This window comes from Paenibacillus sp. FSL P4-0176 (assembly GCF_037975265.1).
GTDB lineage: Bacteria > Bacillota > Bacilli > Paenibacillales > Paenibacillaceae > Paenibacillus > Paenibacillus amylolyticus.
Genome location: NZ_CP150242.1, coordinates 4482671 through 4499603, shown reverse-complemented (window position 1 = coordinate 4499603; position 16933 = coordinate 4482671). Strand labels below are relative to the sequence as shown.

The window sequence follows — 16933 nt, the reverse complement described above, 5'->3', positions numbered from 1 at the left end:
ATCAAGCTATGATAGCAGGTATTACGGTTCAGAGGAGTGCTTGTCATGACAGAAAAACAACAGGGAGAAATGCGTGTAGCCCTGATTCAGGGCGATATTCAGCTCGGAGACCCTGAGGCCAATCATAAACATATGCAGACGTTGCTTGAGCGTGCGGTAGAACAATATCCGGATCTGGGGCTGGCTGTGTTACCTGAGATGTGGAATACCGGATACGCTTTGACTCAAATTCATGAACTCGCTGACCCGGAAGGCCAGAAATCTCGGGAATGGCTGTCTGCTTTTGCTCAAAAACATCAAATTTCCATCGTTGGCGGTTCGATTGCCGAGAAACGGGATGGTCAAATATACAATACAATGTACGCTTATGATCGTGAAGGAAAACAGGTAACACGATACGATAAATTACATTTGTTCCGTCTGATGGACGAGGAGAAATATTTACAGCCTGGTGCGGAACCTGAAATTTTTGAATTGCAGAACGGTCTTACAGCGGGTGCTTCGATCTGTTATGACATCCGGTTCCCGGAGCTTGCCCGCACCCTTGCTTTGAATGGTGCCAAGGCATTGATTGTACCCGCCGAATGGCCGAAACCTCGTCTGCACCACTGGCGTACGTTGCTTACCGCACGAGCGATTGAGAATCAGATGTATGTGATCGCATGTAATCGTGTAGGTAAAGGGGGAGAGACCGAATTTTTCGGACATTCCCTCATCATTGATCCTTGGGGTGAGATTGTGGCTGAAGGTGGCGAAGGGGAAGAGATCGTGACCGGAATTATTCGTCCATCTCTGGTAGATGAGGTTCGCGGACGTATTCCCGTATTTGAAGACCGTCGACCTGGCGTTTATTTTGGCGGAAAATAAAAACTGAAATAAAATTCTTCAGAAAAAGTGTTTATTCTTCCAGGACGCGGGTAATGATAACTATCCCGTCACCAAGGAGGATGATCAATCAATGGACAACCATGTGAAAGATACGCTCAGGAGACTGGAACAGGATAACACAAGGGAAGATCACTTAAGGGCATTCTTAGAGAATGGAGCAGGAGGGCTATCACCCCCTGATTCAACTGTTCAGGACGAAGGCCGTGTAATGAATCAGCAAAACAGGCTGACAAGCGATCGTAATTTGCGTAAATAAACCGCCAGACATGAAGTTTTCTTATGTACGTTTCTACGTTAACATTATAAATTAGCATTGTAGCTAAACAACTTAACAAGCAACATTGTACTGTAACCAGTTACTGTGATTGCAATGTAAGAACTCTATCCTGCGGATGCGGGAAACGAGTATATGACAAAGGCTTGGCCCATAAGGGTCAAGCCTTTGTTTTGTTTCAGTATGAAATGTACCCATACCCATAGGAGAAATTTTTTAGTCTCCCTTTGACAGTTCGGTCACGGTTTGTTGAAACGTATGGATGAATGCTTCGGCTGCCTTCGACAGCACTCTTCCTTGACGATAAGCCACAACAAGTGTTCTGCTAGGAGTAGGCTCAGCAAGTGGCACATACACAGGCACGAACTCACTGCGCGGCGCACGGGCGATAAAGCGTGGAACCAGGGTAATACCCATACCTGTGGCGACCAGCGACTGAACGGTTTCAATATTGGTGCTCTCAAACACAACTTGGGGATCAAAACCAGCCTGCTCACAGAGATCGAATGTAAGTTTGCGGAAGCCCTGCCCTTTTTTCAACACAACAAAAGGTTCATCCCGAAGCTCTTCAATTCGCACAGGAAGCGGATGTTCCGGATCTGCCCTGCGTGCCAAAGGGTGATTCGGGGGAACTGCCAGATCAATCTTTTCCTCTCCAATGGCAACATAGGCGAGACTTGGCTCTTGTAAAGGAAGAGATAACAGACTGAGATCTGCTTTGCCACTTGCTGTCAATTTCTCAAGCGTAAGCCCGGAGTCTTCCAATAAGGTAACCTCAATCTCGGGATAAGCTTGTTGAAACGCAGGAAGCACGTGTGGGAGCAGGTGTGATCCCGTGATCGGCATGCTGCCTACAACGACTTTACCTTTGCGAAGCTGGGAGATATCGGACATTTCCTGACGCAATAGCTCCACGGCATCTACGATCTTCTGGGCTTGCTCGACAAACGTAACACCCGCATGGGTTAACTCCACGGTACTGGTATTACGCTGAAACAGTAGCACTCCCAATTCTTTTTCCAATTTGGATAATTGCTGGCTTAATGAAGGTTGAGCAATATGCAGCTTCTCTGCTGCCCGGGAGAAATTGCGTTCGGCCGCAATTTGCAGCGTATATTGAAGTTGTCTGAATTCCATCGTCATCGGTCATTCCTTTCGTTATGCCACCATTATATCATTACAGATGAAGAAATCATTAATTTCGCTTAACCGCTTGCACTCCATCAGAAGAGTTGTTATACTAATTTTGAAAACGCTTAATAAGAACCACTTACCCGGGTAAAACAAAATCAACGTTTTCATGTGTACCAGTTTCAAGTGTTAGCACAGAACCATTTCAAATGTTCATATTCTTTTTCGTTCATATAATTGAATAACATTCATCCAACGATGGCGTGTTACTGTTCGGCAGGCAAGACCTAGATTGGGTGGGAAGAGTTTCTCTTTTCCTACCCTTTTTAGGTCTTTTTTTGTTCCCATCAAGAAACGGAGGTGCACCATGAATTACAAACAATTAGCCCAATCGATTATGGAGCTGGTCGGTGGCAATGATAATATCAACACGTTAATTCATTGCTCTACCAGGCTCAGACTTACCCTGAAGAATCCGGATATGGCGAAGACCCAAGAAATTAAGAGCCTTGATGGTGTTATTGGCGCAGTGAATAGCGGCGGACAATATCAGGTTATTATCGGTAATGACGTCGCGTACGTCTACAATGAACTTGCCAAGATGATGGATACTCGGCAATCAAACGAAATTCAGGAGAAACAAAAAGCGGATTATAGCCCCAAAGGACTGTTTAATACTTTTGCCAGTGTCATTGCAGGCATTTTCCAACCTATTATCCCAGCCATTGCTGCCTCGGGCATGCTTAAGGCACTGTTGCTACTGGCGACCGTGACCGGCCTGATGTCTAAAGAGAGCCAGACATATACCGTTTTGAGTGTCATGTCTGATGCTGCCTTTTACTTTCTTCCGATTCTACTGGCCTATTCCAGTGCAAATAGATTTAAAACGAACCCCTTTGTTGCCGTTCTGTTTGGTGGAATCATGTTACACCCGAATATGATTGGTCTGCTTGGCGGTGAAGATCCGGTGTCCTTTATTGGCATACCTGTTGCATCCGTTCAATATGCGACATCCGTGGTACCGATTATTTTAACGGTCTGGTTCATGTCTTACATTGAAAAGTTCGCGGACAAGATCTCACCAGGACCAGTCAAAATTTTCCTTAAACCTTTGATTGTTATTCTCATTGTCGCTCCAGTTGCCCTGATTGTACTTGGACCTCTGGGGATGTATCTCGGAACGGGAATGTCCAACCTGATCTATTGGATTCAGGATAAGATTGGATGGTTGACCGTTGTCATTATGGCTATACTGATGCCTCTGATTGTCATGTTCGGTATGCATAAAGTATTTTATCCCATTATTTTCGCAGCCTTGGCTTCACCTGGATATGAAACACTGGTGCTGGTCGCGATGCTGGCATCCAATATGGCGCAGGGAGCAGGCGCACTGGCGGTGTCATTCAAAACCAAAGACATCAAGCTGAAACAAGTCGCTTTGTCTGCAGGAATTTCAGGTGTATTCGGTATCACGGAACCTGCTCTGTACGGTGTACATTTAAGGCTCAAGAAAACGCTGTTTGCCTGCATGATCGGCGCCGGAGTCGCTGGGTTGTTCGCAGGTATTGTGAATCTCAAGGCATATGCTGCCGTGGGTCCGGGGATTGCATCTATGCCTATGTTTATCAGTGAAGATCATATGAATATTATCTATGCGATCATTACCATGCTGATCTCTGCCATTGTCGCGTTTGTCGCTGTATATGTCATTGGATTTCAGGATGTTGTTCCAACAGCAGTGTCGATAGCAGGCAGTCCTACAACCAAAGCGAGAGGCGAATCTGAAATCCAGCCATCCAAAGGGATCAAATCGAAAAAGATCGTTTTTGCTCCATTGGAAGGTAAAGTTCTGCCATTAAGAGAGGTGAAGGACGAGGCCTTCTCGCAAGAAGCTATGGGACAAGGTATGGCCATTCAGCCAAGTGTTGGCAAGGTGTTTGCTCCGTTTGATGGTACCGTTGAGACGGTGTTCCGCACTAAACATTCCATCGGTCTGAGATCGGTAGAGGGGGTAGAACTTCTGATTCATGTCGGATTGGATACGGTGAAACTGAAAGGCCAGCATTTTGATGTAAAAGTGAACGAAGGAGAACAGATCTCTCATGGTCAGCTCCTGATCGAATTTGATCTTGAAGCTATACAAGCCGCAGGTTATGACACAACGACCCCTGTAATTGTGACCAATTCATCAGATTATCTGGAGATACTGGGCAATGAAACTGTGGCGACAACAGGACCGGGGAAACCATTAATTACGGTGTTATAACCCGCTGAAATATGAATGAAAGGCAGGCAGCCTGATATGGAAGTCATAAAAATACTGAATTCGAGCATTGTTCTTGCCAGACGTGGTGAGGATGACAAGGAAATTATTGTGATGGGAAAGGGCATCGGCTACAGGAGCAAACCGGGAGATGTCGTGGGGGAGGATGAGATCGAGAAGATCTATGTCCTTGAAAATGAAACGATCTCTTCGGATCTCACCGCCCTGATGAAGGAAACGCCAAAAGAATATCTGATTCTGGCTGACGAAATCATCTCCCATGCCAAACATACATTGTCCCGCCATCTGAGTGATCATCTCTATGTCGCATTAACAGATCACCTGTATATGGCCATGAAGCGATTCAAGGACAATATGACGATCCAGAACCGAATGTTGTGGGAAGTTAAAAAGTTCTATCCGCAGGAGTTCAGCATCGGGTTGCATGGTCTGTCTCTCATTCAAAAACAGCTTGGACTCTCCCTGCCTGAAGAGGAAGCGGCGAATATTGCCTTTCATCTCGTTAATGCGCAGCAGAATGATGACAATATGAATCAGGTCATGATGATGACCAATACCGTCAAGGATGTACTCAATATTATCAAAATTCACTATCACGTGGAGCTGGATACACACAGCATCAACTATTCACGCTTTTTGACCCATTTGCAGTTTTTCATTCAACGGCTTTTTGAGCATAAAACATTAAACACACAGGATCATGAGCTCTTTGAACAGATCGCGAATAAATACCCGCAGGAAGAAGCCTGCGTACTGCTAATCAAGGATTATATTGAAGCTCGGTTTGAACATACGATCTCCAATGAAGAGATGATGTATTTGATTATTCATATCAATCGGGTCATGAGTCGCAATTGAGCAAGAATGAAAGAATTACAGAGATAATCCAAGGAGGAATACACAATGACCAATACAACAAGAACGTTTCCAGAAGATTTTCTATGGGGAGGAGCGATTGCTGCCAATCAGGCAGAAGGAGCGTGGAATGTGGATGGCAAAGGTCTGTCTACAGCGGACATTGCTATCTATCGAAAAGGTGTAGCCAAGAGTGAGTATAAAAAGCATAATGCGATCAATGAAGAACAGATCAAAACTGCGATGGAGTCTAGCTCGGACAGAGAATATCCGAAACGCAGAGGCATTGATTTTTACCACCGCTATGAGGAGGATCTGGCCCTGTTTGGGGAGATGGGTCTCAAAACGTTGCGCTTATCTATTGCTTGGACCCGAATTTTCCCGAATGGCAACGAAACTGAGCCGAATGAAGCCGGTTTGCAGTTTTATGACCGCGTTATTGATGGTATGCTGAGACAAGGGATTGAACCTTTAATTACGTTGTCGCATTATGAGATGCCGATGTATCTGGTGAATCACCACGGTGGATGGACGGATCGGAAAGTCGTCGAGTATTTTGTTCACTTTTGTAAAACCGTGTTCACCCGTTATAAGGACAAAGTGAAGTATTGGATTACATTTAATGAAATTGACAGCATTGTTCGTCATCCGTTTACGAGTGGTGGTATTGTTCCGGAGCGTTTCGAAAATGTGGAGCAGGCTGTATATCAGGGGTTACACCATCAATTTGTAGCGAGTGCACTCGCAGTGAAATACTGTCATGAGATCATTCCCGGTTCCCAGATCGGATGTATGCTTACCAAACTGACAACGTACGCTCATACATGTAATCCCGAAGACGTACTTGTTGCTTCCCGGGATAATCAATTCAATCTTATGTTTACGGACGTACAGGTGCGTGGAGCGTATCCGTACTTTACGAAGAGATTTTTTGCCGAAAAAGGGATTAACCTGGATATGCTTGAGGGGGATGAAGAGATTCTGAAAGTACACACTGTGGACTTTATCTCATTCAGTTATTATATGTCCCTGGTATCAAGTGTGGATGGCGACCGATTGGAGCAGGTGAGTGGCAATACAACTGGAGGGGTGAAGAACCCGTATCTGCAAACGAATGATTGGGGCTGGCAGATTGACCCGGTAGGTCTGCGCATCTCACTGAATGAACTGTATAGTCGTTACGAGGTGCCTTTGTTTATCGTTGAAAATGGAATTGGGGCGGTAGACACGATTGAAGCGGATGGTAGCATTCAGGATGATTATCGTATTGAGTACTTCCGCTCTCACATGGAACAGATGCATGAAGCGATTCTGGACGGTGTTGAACTTCTGGGCTATACCAGTTGGGGAGTGATTGATCTGATTAGTTATTCTTCTTCAGAGATGGAGAAACGATATGGCTTTATTTATGTAGATCAGGATAATGACGGCAATGGAACACTGGAGAGAAAACGCAAGAAGAGTTTCTATTGGTACAAAGATGTGATTGCGAATAACGGTCTGTAATACAGTAGTCGGATAAGTACTCTCTATTAGAAGGCGTTGATATGATAATTTTCATTTCATAACAGAAACTAGCAAAGCAGCTCTGGATTCAGGGCTGTTTTTTATGTTCTAGATAAAAAGCATTGACAGCGAAGCAGCGGAAACGTAGTATAAGACTTATCTGATAATGATAATTGTTATCAATTGAAACCTCTGCGACGAGCAGTGGTTTATTTGTCTTTCTCTCATTATAGGTTAAACCTATTACATCTATAGATATTATATCTTGGAACAATGAAGGACAGGGTGATATATTTATGTCATTCAAGAGCTTCACTTTTTAAAGAAAACAGAGGCTCTTCCAAGGAACGAACTTATAATGAGGTGAAAATGATGAGTAAAAAAACGATGTTTGAGAAAATTTGGGAAAATCACGTAATTCATCAAGAAGAAGGCAAACCAAGCATTCTGTATATCGATCTGCATCTGGTGCACGAAGTAACTTCTCCACAGGCATTTGAAGGTCTTCGTCTCAGCGGACGTAAAGTTCGTCGCCCTGAACTGACATTTGCAACAATGGACCACAACGTTCCAACGAAAGACCGTTTCAACATTACAGATCCTATCTCCAAACAACAAATTGATACACTTTCGCAAAACTGCCGTGATTTCGGCGTGAAATTGTATGATCTGGACACGATTGATCAAGGCGTTGTGCACGTTATGGGACCTGAACTGGGTCTGACTCACCCGGGCAAAACGATTGTATGTGGTGACAGTCATACGTCCACACACGGTGCGTTTGGCGCACTGGCATTCGGAATCGGAACAAGTGAAGTTGAGCACGTTATGGCAACTCAATGTTTGCAACAAGCAAAAGCCAAAACGATGGAAGTTCGTTTTGTCGGCAAACGTAACCCGGGTGTAACCGCAAAAGACATGATCCTCGCAGTCATCGCCAAATACGGTACAGACTTTGCAACAGGTTATGTTATTGAGTACACAGGCGAATCCATCCGTGAGTTGAGCATGGAAGAGCGTATGACGGTCTGCAACATGTCCATCGAAGGTGGAGCAAGAGCAGGATTGATCGCTCCGGATGAAACAACATTTGAATATCTGCGTGGACGTGAATACGTACCAGCGGATGCCAAATTCGACGAAGCTGTAGCAGGTTGGAAACAGCTTGTAACCGATGAAGGTGCCGAGTTCGACCATATGGTTGAAATCGATGTAGAGACATTGATTCCGCAAGTAACTTGGGGAACAAGCCCTGGCATGGGAACCGACATTTCTTCGAAAGTTCCTGTTCCGGCTGAATTGCCTACAGAAAACGAACGCAAAGCGGCTGAAAAAGCGCTTGAATATATGGGACTTGAACCGGGAACACCAATCGCCGAGATTCCAATTGATTATGTATTTATCGGTTCATGCACCAACGGACGGATCGAAGATCTGCGTGCAGCAGCACAAGTGGCTAAAGGTCACACGGTATCTAGTCAGGTTACAGCAATTGTTGTACCAGGCTCAGGACGTGTTAAAATTCAGGCTGAACAAGAAGGTTTGGATAAAATCTTTACGGAAGCCGGATTTGAATGGCGTGATGCGGGATGCAGTATGTGTCTGGCGATGAACCCGGATGTATTGAAGCCAGGTCAACGTTGTGCTTCGACGTCCAACCGTAACTTTGAAGGACGCCAAGGACGCGGAGGACGTACGCACCTGGTATCTCCGGCAATGGCAGCAGCAGCAGCAGTTAAGGGTCACTTTGTGGACGTACGGGACTGGAATTTCAAAACAGAAGCAGCGATCTAATCTATAACAGACAGAAGGGAGAACGTTTAATATGGAAGAATTCAAAACATTACAAGGCATCGTTGCACCGGTAGACCGGGTCAATGTAGATACAGACGCAATCATTCCAAAACAGTTCCTGAAACGGATTGAACGTACCGGATTTGGACAATTTTTGTTCTATGAATGGCGTTTTGATGAAGAGGGCAACAATAATGCTTCCTTCGAAATGAACAAACCTCGTTATGAAGGGGCATCCATCCTGATCTCACGTGCCAACTTTGGCTGTGGATCTTCCCGTGAGCATGCGCCATGGGCGATTTTGGACTATGGATTCCGTTGTGTCATCGCTCCATCTTATGCAGACATCTTCTATAATAACTGCTTTAAGAACGGAATCTTGCCAATCAAGCTGTCAGAAGAGCAAGTTGAAGACTTGTTCCAACGTACAGCGACACATGAAGGCTATGAGATGAATGTAAATCTGGAAAACAAAACGATTACTGATGCATACGGACTGCATATCGATTTTGATCTGGATGAGCACCGTCGTCAATTCCTGTTGCAAGGATTGGATGATATCGGTCTGACACTTCAACATGATGATGAAATCGCTGCTTACGAACAACGCCACGCGGCAAAACTGTTCGGTTAATCGTTAAAGTATTGCATAACAGAAAGCTTCTGCTCGCCAAAGGGACCTTGTTCCCATCGGTGAGACAGAAGCTTTTTGTAATTTCAGAAGCTAAATTAGCTTGATAAGTAGCTATACATAGAACTCCTGAATTTTCTTGGCCGAATACTTCAACAGATACAATAACAGCCGACTAAATAGAGAACCTAAAAATCGATTACTGAGGTAGCTCCAATGGGTCGTTTTTTGTATTCAGAAAATAGACATAGATATAACAAGCCAAATGCACGAAATTCACAAGTGACCATACCATAAGCCATATGATTGGAGTTGATAGCGTAGTCCAGATGCCAAACCAAGGCAGCACACGTCCTCCGCCGATAAACGTAACCAAGGGGGACAGAGATAAGAGAATTAGAACCGGGATCAGTCTACCGACCGTGATCATAATCAATTTGCTGATCGTTAGGCGTTGGTTGCTCCGACGTATGCGGAAATAGCCGTAGATGCCCCATGCAAGCGTAGCGATGATCAGCGCAATCATAATCATTTCCATATTCCGACCGTTTACAAAAGAGGTTTGGGGTTCCTGCCCCCTCATAATATCCGCTATTCCATCAATAAATGCCGAGTAATTCACATAAGCGTTTATACCAGAATTAAACATTACGGCAATGCCCATTTTCTCGTTCAAATAAACCAGTTCTTCGGACTTGTAGGTCCAGAAAATGCCGCTGTGGGAGATCGTTTGGCCGCTAGACGCATCTTGGTTTGCAAGCCAGCCCATGCCGTAAGGACCAATCGCTCCTGCGGCATGATATTGTTTCATCAGCACAGGGGAAACGAGGCGGCCATTATATTGGGAAAGCATCCAAAGGGACATGTCCTCTGCGGTTGAAACGATGCCGGCGGGGCCCTCAATGAACCAAAGCGGTTCGGATTGACTTATAGCGCGTCCCAAGCTCAGGTAATGTCCTAGAGGGATAGTATTATTCTCATAGAATTGCTGCGTTGTATTGACACTGAAGGTATGATTCATTCCTAACGGTTCAAAAATATGTTTTTTCAGATAATCCGAAAAGCGCTCTCCACTAACATTTTCCACGAGGTTCGCCAGCAGCACGTAATTGGGATTATGATAGCTGTAGGCTGTTCCGGGGATATGGGCAAGTTGAACCGTGTTTAATAATTGATTCGCTTCAGCCAGTGATTGGAATTGCGGAGTCTTTGTCATATCGGGATTAATCTTGTCATTGAGACCACTTGTCTGATTCAGTAAATGACGGACCGTGATATCAAGAACGTGGGGGTCCTGTGGAGAAAGCTCTGGAAAATAGGAAGCGTAAGTCGCATCCAAGTCGATCTGACCCTTGTCCACCAGCTGCAGAACGGCTAATGCAGTAAAGGACTTGCTTAGTGAAGCAATGGGAAAAGGGGTGTTGCCCGTAACCTTCTGGCCGTCCGCCAATGTCCCGTAGCCTTTTGCGTAAAAGACCTCATCGTTATTGGCAATCGCCAGTGAAGCAGCCTTAATGTAATTGGCCTTCATGCTCCGATTCATATATTCGTCGATCTCCTGCAGCACTTCTGTCCTGTCTCTGGCTTCATTGGCGGATAAGGGGGACGCCCACGCGGTACATAACAACAAACAGCTAATTGTGATATACATTCTTTTTTTTAGTTTTAGCATGATAACACTCCTTGAATTCAAGATAAGGAGATGTTATCAGATCATTTTCAACTATTTATCAACTTGGGTCCCAATACTTGCCGTGACGCTTCCACCTCCGTTAGGACCGTTTGCAATCTGAAGACTACCTTCATGTTTTTCGCAAAATACCTTGCAAACGTAAAGGCCCAGCCCGCGATGTTCGCTCGCATCCCATACTTCGCCTCGGTAAAAAGGGAGTATAGCCTTACTCAGGGCTTCGTCAGAGAAACCAGTACCGTCCTCTGAGACGGTAATCTTCATAATACCTCCCTGAACGTCATAATGGACGTTCACTTGACTGGTTGCGTATCTCGCCCCATTAGCCACTATATTCTCGAAAATCTGCATGACGAGATAGGGATCTACATGTACTGAGGCATTATCATATTCCACGGATGAGACGAAACGTATACCGAACTGTTTCGCGATTTGTTCAGCGCTGCCATCCAGCAAAGCCGTCAATGAAATCGTATCCATCGATTGGATGTTCAACGGCACATCCTCCAGCCTCTGAATGGAGTTCATGGCCTCTGCATAACTCTCCAGACGCAAGATGTGAAGGTTCATAGTATGGATCAAGTCCAGCACCTTTTCTTCCGACAACTTCTTCTCAGGAAGATAGGTGGAGAGAAGCTCGGCGTTTCCTTTTAACACGGACAGGGGTGTTCTCAGATCATGGGCAAAAATAGCATTGATCTGCTTGCGCTCTTCAACCGAACGCCAAAGTGTCTTAAGGTTTTTTTCCAATTGTGAGCGCATGTTTTCAAATAGCGCGATCAGCTCGCCCATCTCATCCTGGCTGTCATAGGAAATGCGGAAGTCTAGATCGTTGGCCGAAATGTTCTTGGATGCTCGTTTTAATAGCTCCAGCGGACGTTTTAGCTTCCATCTGTAAAATAGAACGGCCATGGTGACAATACCAGTCGCTACGGTGAGCAGAACCGCCGTGACGAGGGAGGGCATCACCCAATCCGTTTCTTCGAAACGCAGCCGCAGGTTCTCCGCCCAAGCAAACTCCATAGTTATAACGGCAAGCACGGCAATGAGTGTGACCACACACAACAGCATAAAAGATTGTAGCAAGGACAATCGCTTTAAAAACAGGAGTCTAGTCATGAACTTGGCCATTTGTACCCTACTCCCCAAACGGTCTCGATTTGATTATCACAGCCGTATTCCTTTAATTTGTAGCGAATTCGCCGTATATGCTCTGCGATGACGTTACTGTCACCTTGCTCGTCCATGCCCCAAATCTTTTCGTATATGCGTTCCTTTCCAAACACCATATCAGGATGCGTGGACAGCAATTCGACAATATCAAACTCTTTTTTGGGCAGTGAAATTCGCTTATCCAGGTAGTAGAGCTCCCTGGCCGTATAATCAATGACCAATTCATTGTTAAACCTTACCGAAGATTTAGTTTGGATTCGTTGTTCCCTGCGTATATGTGCTTCGACCCTGGCGCCCAACTCGCGAATGCTGAAAGGTTTCAGGATATAGTCATCGCCTCCGGCACGAAATCCCGCTATTTTATCAGCATCTTCGATTCGAGCCGTTAAGAATAAGATAGGGCAAGAGACAAAGTCGCGAATTTTTTCACATAATTGAAGGCCGTTCTGTTCAGGCATGTTGATATCTAACAAAACGAGATCGGGTTGTTTTTCCACTTTCCGCAGCGCTTCCCTGCTGTCCTTGGCCGTCATCACGGAATATCCGTTAATTTCAAAATAATCAGTCAGTAGCTTTCGAAGATCTGCTTCATCGTCCACGATCAGTATTTTAGGCATCAAGTCTCAATCTCCTGTATTCAAGTATTTGAACTCAGCATAGCAAAAATGGATGAGGAATGTAATTTCCATATGATTTCGGGTACTGGACGAATGGAGAAAGTAACCTTTTTGCCACTCAGTTTCCGACTAAATATGACAACGTTGTAACCGGATGATCAGACAATATCTGATAAACTGATTAGTAGATTATGGAAGGTTACATATTGTCATTGATGTAACGCTGCAGAGAATCAGGTCGGATGTTCAAAAGACAAAAAGAATGGTGGATGAGGTATGAAAAAATGGTCGGCAGCAGTCGTTTTTCTTCTGTTCCTATGTTTATTCCCAATCATGGCCCATGCAGACACCACGCCCTCGATTGTACTCGACGGTGTAACCATTAACCAGCAGACGGGTGCACCTGCAGAGAATATTGGGAAAACGGTCATGGTTCCAATTCGAATTGTATCCGAGAACCTGGGTTATAAGGTGAAGTGGGAGAAGGAAACTCAGTCAGTCCAGGTTCAAAAAGGAAACAGCATGATTCAAATGACGGCTGGCAAAGATGCAGCTACAGTGAATGGAAACGTGGTGAACTTGGATTCGCCCCCACTGATCAAACAGGGAACTACGCTTGTTCCGTTACGCTTTGTTGGGGAAGGCATGGGTCTGCGTGTTGGCTGGGACAATGGAACCAAGACAGTAAGCCTATTTAGTATTCCTCCCGTAGTTGAAACGGAAGGTGACAGTGACCCCGTCGAGGCACCTGTCCCGGATGGTTTGACAGAGCTTCAAGGCATCAGCTTCAGCGGAGATCGCTTGATTGTAGCAACAAACGGTAATATTAGCCCCAAAGTATCCAGTATTGGTGGGCCAGACCGAATTATTGTTGATCTGCCTTCAGCGACATTTTCTGAGGAATTCATTCAGGGACAAGCCTCTAACCCAGATGGGAGTGGACAGATTCTCGTTACGGATTCATCAATAGTTTCCAAAATCCGTTACGCCATGTTCAGTAAATCGCCTTCTACCGTGCGTGTCGTTCTGGATCTGAATCAGACGGCTACAGCCAAATGGTCTGTTGGAGATAACAATGTCTTGCTCGTTGACCTGACAGCCACGAGTGGAGAACCGACAAGCCAACCGGCAGTACCTACCAATGATGGCAAAACGATTGTGGTCATTGATCCGGGACATGGTGGTCGTCAATCGGGTGCAGTGAGTTTGTCAGGAGCTTATGAGAAGGATTTCAATCTGGCTGTAGGACTGAAGGTACAGGCAACCCTTCAAAAATACCCAAATATTCAAACGGTCATTTACACGCCAGGATGATACAGAACTTTCGCTCAAACAGCGTGTGGATATTGCAGAATTGAATCAGGCAGATGTTTTTGTATCCATTCATGGAAACAAATTCACTACACCGGTACCAAACGGCATTGAAACGCTCTACAGTCGTAAAGAAAGCAAAACTTTGGCTGACACTCTTCACAAATATGTGTTACCGGTAACAGGACTCAAGGATCGTGGGGTTAAAACGGCTAGTCTGCATGTGACGCGTGAAACAACCATGCCTGCTGTGTTACTTGAACTTGGTTTTTTAAGTAACCCTACAGATGAAGCAGTCATGCTCACGGAAGAATACCAGGACAAATGTGCACAGGCGATTGTGGACGGAATTGTTGAATTTTTGGGACTGTAAATTGAATTGTGCGCAAATATGAAGGTTAGGGTATTACGTTGTTTAGAGATGTATATTTGATAAATAAGGAAAAAAGAAGACATTAAAATGTAAAAAAAGCTTGATCTGACAACGTTTTTTTTCTGTTATGTTGGAATATATTCGCAACTTTTGAGAGCGAGGGGCGTCTAATAGGTGTCTGGTAATGCCCAAGCGGTCAGTCGGAGTTGGAAAATGACAACATGCGGCAAAAAAATATGAGAATGGTAGGGGTGAAGGATGAAGAAGTTCGGTTTTTTGGTACTGTTATTTGTCTTTGGGCTCGTATTCCCGGGCTATAGTCACGCAGCAACAGACACGAAAATTATCCTAGACGGAAAAGAAATCGTACAGCCATCGGATACAAAAGCGGAAATTATCAACAGCAAGGTGATGGTTCCGATCCGGGTTGTGTCCGAAAATCTTGGATATAGCGTGGAGTGGAAGCAGCAAACTCAAACAGTGACTATTAGCAAAGACAACACTGCCATGCAGATGATTGTTGGACAGAAGACGGCAACGGTGAACGGCAGTAACGTAAACTTGGATGCCCCGCCACTCGTGAAAAATGGTACTACGCTCGTACCTCTCCGATTTATTGGTGAGGAAATGGGTCTTAAGGTGGGTTGGAACAATACCACGAAGACGGTAACATTAGTTACCCAGAATTCAGGTTCCGGAAACGGGACAACCACACCTCCGAACTCTGGCAATGAAGGCGGAGGATCGGATCAAGAAGGTCTTGTACTGGTGAACGGCATCAGCTTCAGCGACAACCGCTTCATGATTGCAACAAGCGGAAGTACGAAGCCGAACGTCTTCACGATGACAGGACCAGATCGAATCGTTATAGACTTGCCGAATACCGCATTTGCTGATTCGTTCAGTGAAGGACAGGCTCTAGACAGCAACCAGAATGGACAACTCGTCGTTAGCGGCTATCCGGATGTGTCGAAGATTCGTTACTCGTTATACAGCAACAGTCCATCTACAATTCGTTTTGTAATCGATCTGTCCAGTTCAAAAGGGTACAGTGTGCAAAATGATTCCGGACTGGTTATGATTAACCTCGACAATCAAAGTGGTACACCTGCCCCTCCAGTTGGTAATAATGGCAAAAAAGTTGTCGTTATCGATGCAGGTCACGGAGATCAGGATCCTGGGGCAATCGGTGTAACTGGTAAACGTGAAAAAGACTTCAATCTGGCAATGGCTCTGAAAGTGGAAGCCTTGTTGAAAAAAGAATCCAAAATTGACGTTGTGTTAACGCGCAGCGATGATACATTTTTGGCATTGAAAGAACGTGTGAAGATTGCACAAGACATAAAAGCGGATATTTTCATCTCCATTCATGCTAACAGTGGCCCTACTGCTGCGAACGGTGTAGAGACATTCTATACACGCTCCAACAGCAAAGCACTTGCTACAGTGATGCACAAGTATCTTTTACAGTCTTCCGGACTGAAAGATCGTGGAGTGAAAACGGCAAGTCTCCATGTGACCCGTGAAACGACAATGCCAGCAGTTCTGCTGGAAGGTGGATTCCTTAGCAATAAGAGCGACGAAGCAGCCCTGTTCACTGAGAGTTTCCAGAACAGTGTTGCCAAAGGGATTGTTGCAGGAATCAAGGAGTATCTGGGAATTAAATAAGGGACAAGCCCTTATGTTGAGGAGGCGAAGTTAGAATGAACAAGAAAATATGGATTGCAGCCTTGCTGGTAACGGTTATGGCAGTTGCTGCTGGATGTGGAAGCAAGCCAACAGCTGCTCCGAATCAGACGCAAGGCGCAGGAACTGAAAACAATGTAACCGAGGTTGAAGGCGAAACAATTACTGAACCGGTAACTGCTGAGCCTGAAGAGAATACAACGCCTACAGAATCGACGGAAGGCAGTTCGGAGGAAGAGACTACAACTACTCCGCCAAGCGAAACGTCTACGGAGAAGCCGGCAACTTCCGAAAGTAATGAAAAGAAAACGATCACTGTATTCTATACGGATGAAGAAGAACTGGAGTTGCACAAAGCTTCGGCAGAGATTTCATACGCATCGGATGATGCCAAATATAAAGCTGCCTTTGAATCACTGCAACAGAGCAAAGACGCTAAACTGGTTCCGCTGTGGTCTAAAGAAATTGAATTGAAGTCTGTTCAGTTCAAGGATGGAGCTCTTACGCTGGATATTCATATGCCAGATACGGCTCGTCTTGGAGCAGGTGGAGAGTCTTATGCGCTGGATGCTCTAAAACAAACGTTCTTCCAGTTTGATGAAGTAAAATCACTTGATTTACTGGTGGATGGTCAGCAGACAGAGAGTCTGATGGGCCATGTGGATCTTGAACATCCAATGACAAGATCCGAATAGGCTGTACAGCATGCTGTTGTACCGG

At 45.1% G+C, this 16933-nt stretch carries 15 protein-coding genes; 11 read left to right on the top strand and 4 right to left on the bottom strand.

Annotation, left to right across the window (positions count from 1 at the left end; genetic code table 11):
* Window positions 1–45: 45 nt before the first annotated feature.
* Both MKY95_RS20610 and MKY95_RS20605 read left to right on the top strand, forming a co-directional pair.
* Window positions 46–867, top strand: coding sequence for a carbon-nitrogen family hydrolase (locus tag MKY95_RS20610; protein ID WP_076250027.1), 822 nt, complete (start codon window positions 46–48; stop codon window positions 865–867).
* 91 nt (window positions 868–958) lie between these two features.
* Window positions 959–1144 carry a hypothetical protein gene (locus MKY95_RS20605; RefSeq protein ID WP_017687767.1) on the top strand — a complete coding sequence of 62 codons (186 nt, stop codon included), beginning with the start codon at window positions 959–961 and terminating at the stop codon, window positions 1142–1144.
* Between the two features lie 234 nt (window positions 1145–1378).
* Here the strand turns inward: MKY95_RS20605 and MKY95_RS20600 are convergent, their stop codons facing one another.
* Window positions 1379–2299: a LysR family transcriptional regulator gene (locus MKY95_RS20600; protein WP_076318119.1), complete on the bottom strand. Its 921-nt coding sequence runs from the start codon at window positions 2297–2299 to the stop codon at window positions 1379–1381.
* 361 nt (window positions 2300–2660) lie between these two features.
* Here MKY95_RS20600 and MKY95_RS20595 point away from each other — a divergent pair, with 361 nt between their 5' ends.
* The 5 genes from MKY95_RS20595 to leuD all read left to right on the top strand — a co-directional run bounded on the left by MKY95_RS20595 (window position 2661) and on the right by leuD (window position 9366).
* Window positions 2661–4559 (top strand): beta-glucoside-specific PTS transporter subunit IIABC, encoded by a 1899-nt coding sequence (locus MKY95_RS20595; protein ID WP_076317461.1) that lies wholly within the window; start codon window positions 2661–2663, stop codon window positions 4557–4559.
* Window positions 4560–4595: 36 nt separating this feature from the next.
* The gene (locus tag MKY95_RS20590; protein WP_036671969.1) at window positions 4596–5435 is read left to right on the top strand and encodes a PRD domain-containing protein; all 840 of its coding nucleotides are present in this window, start codon (window positions 4596–4598) and stop codon (window positions 5433–5435) included.
* Window positions 5436–5480: 45 nt separating this feature from the next.
* Complete coding sequence (locus MKY95_RS20585) at window positions 5481–6938, top strand: glycoside hydrolase family 1 protein (protein ID WP_076317462.1); 1458 nt, start codon at window positions 5481–5483, stop codon at window positions 6936–6938.
* 372 nt (window positions 6939–7310) lie between these two features.
* Complete coding sequence (gene leuC, locus MKY95_RS20580) at window positions 7311–8732, top strand: 3-isopropylmalate dehydratase large subunit (protein WP_074095602.1); 1422 nt, start codon at window positions 7311–7313, stop codon at window positions 8730–8732.
* 31 nt (window positions 8733–8763) lie between these two features.
* Window positions 8764–9366 carry a 3-isopropylmalate dehydratase small subunit gene (leuD, locus tag MKY95_RS20575; RefSeq protein WP_036607574.1) on the top strand — a complete coding sequence of 201 codons (603 nt, stop codon included), beginning with the start codon at window positions 8764–8766 and terminating at the stop codon, window positions 9364–9366.
* 196 nt (window positions 9367–9562) lie between these two features.
* On the opposite strand, the gene MKY95_RS20570 is transcribed toward leuD, so the two are convergent.
* The 3 genes from MKY95_RS20570 to MKY95_RS20560 are packed head-to-tail and all read right to left on the bottom strand — an operon-like array spanning window position 9563 to window position 12843.
* Window positions 9563–11035, bottom strand: a complete 1473-nt coding sequence (locus MKY95_RS20570) for a serine hydrolase domain-containing protein (protein WP_076317515.1) — start codon at window positions 11033–11035, stop codon at window positions 9563–9565.
* A gap of 51 nt (window positions 11036–11086) precedes the next feature.
* Window positions 11087–12172 (bottom strand): ATP-binding protein, encoded by a 1086-nt coding sequence (locus tag MKY95_RS20565; RefSeq protein WP_339194205.1) that lies wholly within the window; start codon window positions 12170–12172, stop codon window positions 11087–11089.
* Window positions 12169–12843, bottom strand: coding sequence for a response regulator transcription factor (locus MKY95_RS20560; RefSeq protein ID WP_036607568.1), 675 nt, complete (start codon window positions 12841–12843; stop codon window positions 12169–12171). Before MKY95_RS20560 ends, MKY95_RS20565 begins: the two co-directional genes overlap by 4 nt.
* 276 nt (window positions 12844–13119) lie before the next feature.
* Here MKY95_RS20560 and MKY95_RS20555 point away from each other — a divergent pair, with 276 nt between their 5' ends.
* The 4 genes from MKY95_RS20555 (at window position 13120) to MKY95_RS20540 (ending at window position 16908) form a co-directional block, all read left to right on the top strand.
* A complete protein-coding gene (locus tag MKY95_RS20555; protein WP_339194203.1) occupies window positions 13120–14157 on the top strand; it encodes a stalk domain-containing protein in 1038 nt (345 codons plus the stop codon).
* A gap of 25 nt (window positions 14158–14182) precedes the next feature.
* Complete coding sequence (locus MKY95_RS20550) at window positions 14183–14527, top strand: N-acetylmuramoyl-L-alanine amidase (protein ID WP_339194201.1); 345 nt, start codon at window positions 14183–14185, stop codon at window positions 14525–14527.
* Between the two features lie 258 nt (window positions 14528–14785).
* Window positions 14786–16195: an N-acetylmuramoyl-L-alanine amidase family protein gene (locus tag MKY95_RS20545; protein WP_076250034.1), complete on the top strand. Its 1410-nt coding sequence runs from the start codon at window positions 14786–14788 to the stop codon at window positions 16193–16195.
* A gap of 35 nt (window positions 16196–16230) precedes the next feature.
* A complete protein-coding gene (locus MKY95_RS20540; RefSeq protein WP_076250035.1) occupies window positions 16231–16908 on the top strand; it encodes a GerMN domain-containing protein in 678 nt (225 codons plus the stop codon).
* The last annotated feature ends 25 nt before the right edge of the window (window positions 16909–16933 follow it).

What these genes read in the sequence shown, in the direction of transcription:
- MKY95_RS20595 (WP_076317461.1), top strand. Translation starts at nt 2,661, where the DNA reads ATGAATTACAAACAATTAGCCCAATCGATTATGGAGCTGGTCGGTGGC.
- MKY95_RS20600 (WP_076318119.1), bottom strand. Translation starts at nt 2,299, where the DNA reads ATGGAATTCAGACAACTTCAATATACGCTGCAAATTGCGGCCGAACGC.
- MKY95_RS20610 (WP_076250027.1), top strand. Translation starts at nt 46, where the DNA reads ATGACAGAAAAACAACAGGGAGAAATGCGTGTAGCCCTGATTCAGGGC.
- MKY95_RS20545 (WP_076250034.1), top strand. Translation starts at nt 14,786, where the DNA reads ATGAAGAAGTTCGGTTTTTTGGTACTGTTATTTGTCTTTGGGCTCGTA.
- MKY95_RS20560 (WP_036607568.1), bottom strand. Translation starts at nt 12,843, where the DNA reads ATGCCTAAAATACTGATCGTGGACGATGAAGCAGATCTTCGAAAGCTA.
- MKY95_RS20590 (WP_036671969.1), top strand. Translation starts at nt 4,596, where the DNA reads ATGGAAGTCATAAAAATACTGAATTCGAGCATTGTTCTTGCCAGACGT.
- leuD (WP_036607574.1), top strand. Translation starts at nt 8,764, where the DNA reads ATGGAAGAATTCAAAACATTACAAGGCATCGTTGCACCGGTAGACCGG.
- leuC (WP_074095602.1), top strand. Translation starts at nt 7,311, where the DNA reads ATGAGTAAAAAAACGATGTTTGAGAAAATTTGGGAAAATCACGTAATT.
- MKY95_RS20585 (WP_076317462.1), top strand. Translation starts at nt 5,481, where the DNA reads ATGACCAATACAACAAGAACGTTTCCAGAAGATTTTCTATGGGGAGGA.
- MKY95_RS20565 (WP_339194205.1), bottom strand. Translation starts at nt 12,172, where the DNA reads ATGACTAGACTCCTGTTTTTAAAGCGATTGTCCTTGCTACAATCTTTT.
- MKY95_RS20605 (WP_017687767.1), top strand. Translation starts at nt 959, where the DNA reads ATGGACAACCATGTGAAAGATACGCTCAGGAGACTGGAACAGGATAAC.
- MKY95_RS20555 (WP_339194203.1), top strand. Translation starts at nt 13,120, where the DNA reads ATGAAAAAATGGTCGGCAGCAGTCGTTTTTCTTCTGTTCCTATGTTTA.
- MKY95_RS20540 (WP_076250035.1), top strand. Translation starts at nt 16,231, where the DNA reads ATGAACAAGAAAATATGGATTGCAGCCTTGCTGGTAACGGTTATGGCA.
- MKY95_RS20570 (WP_076317515.1), bottom strand. Translation starts at nt 11,035, where the DNA reads ATGCTAAAACTAAAAAAAAGAATGTATATCACAATTAGCTGTTTGTTG.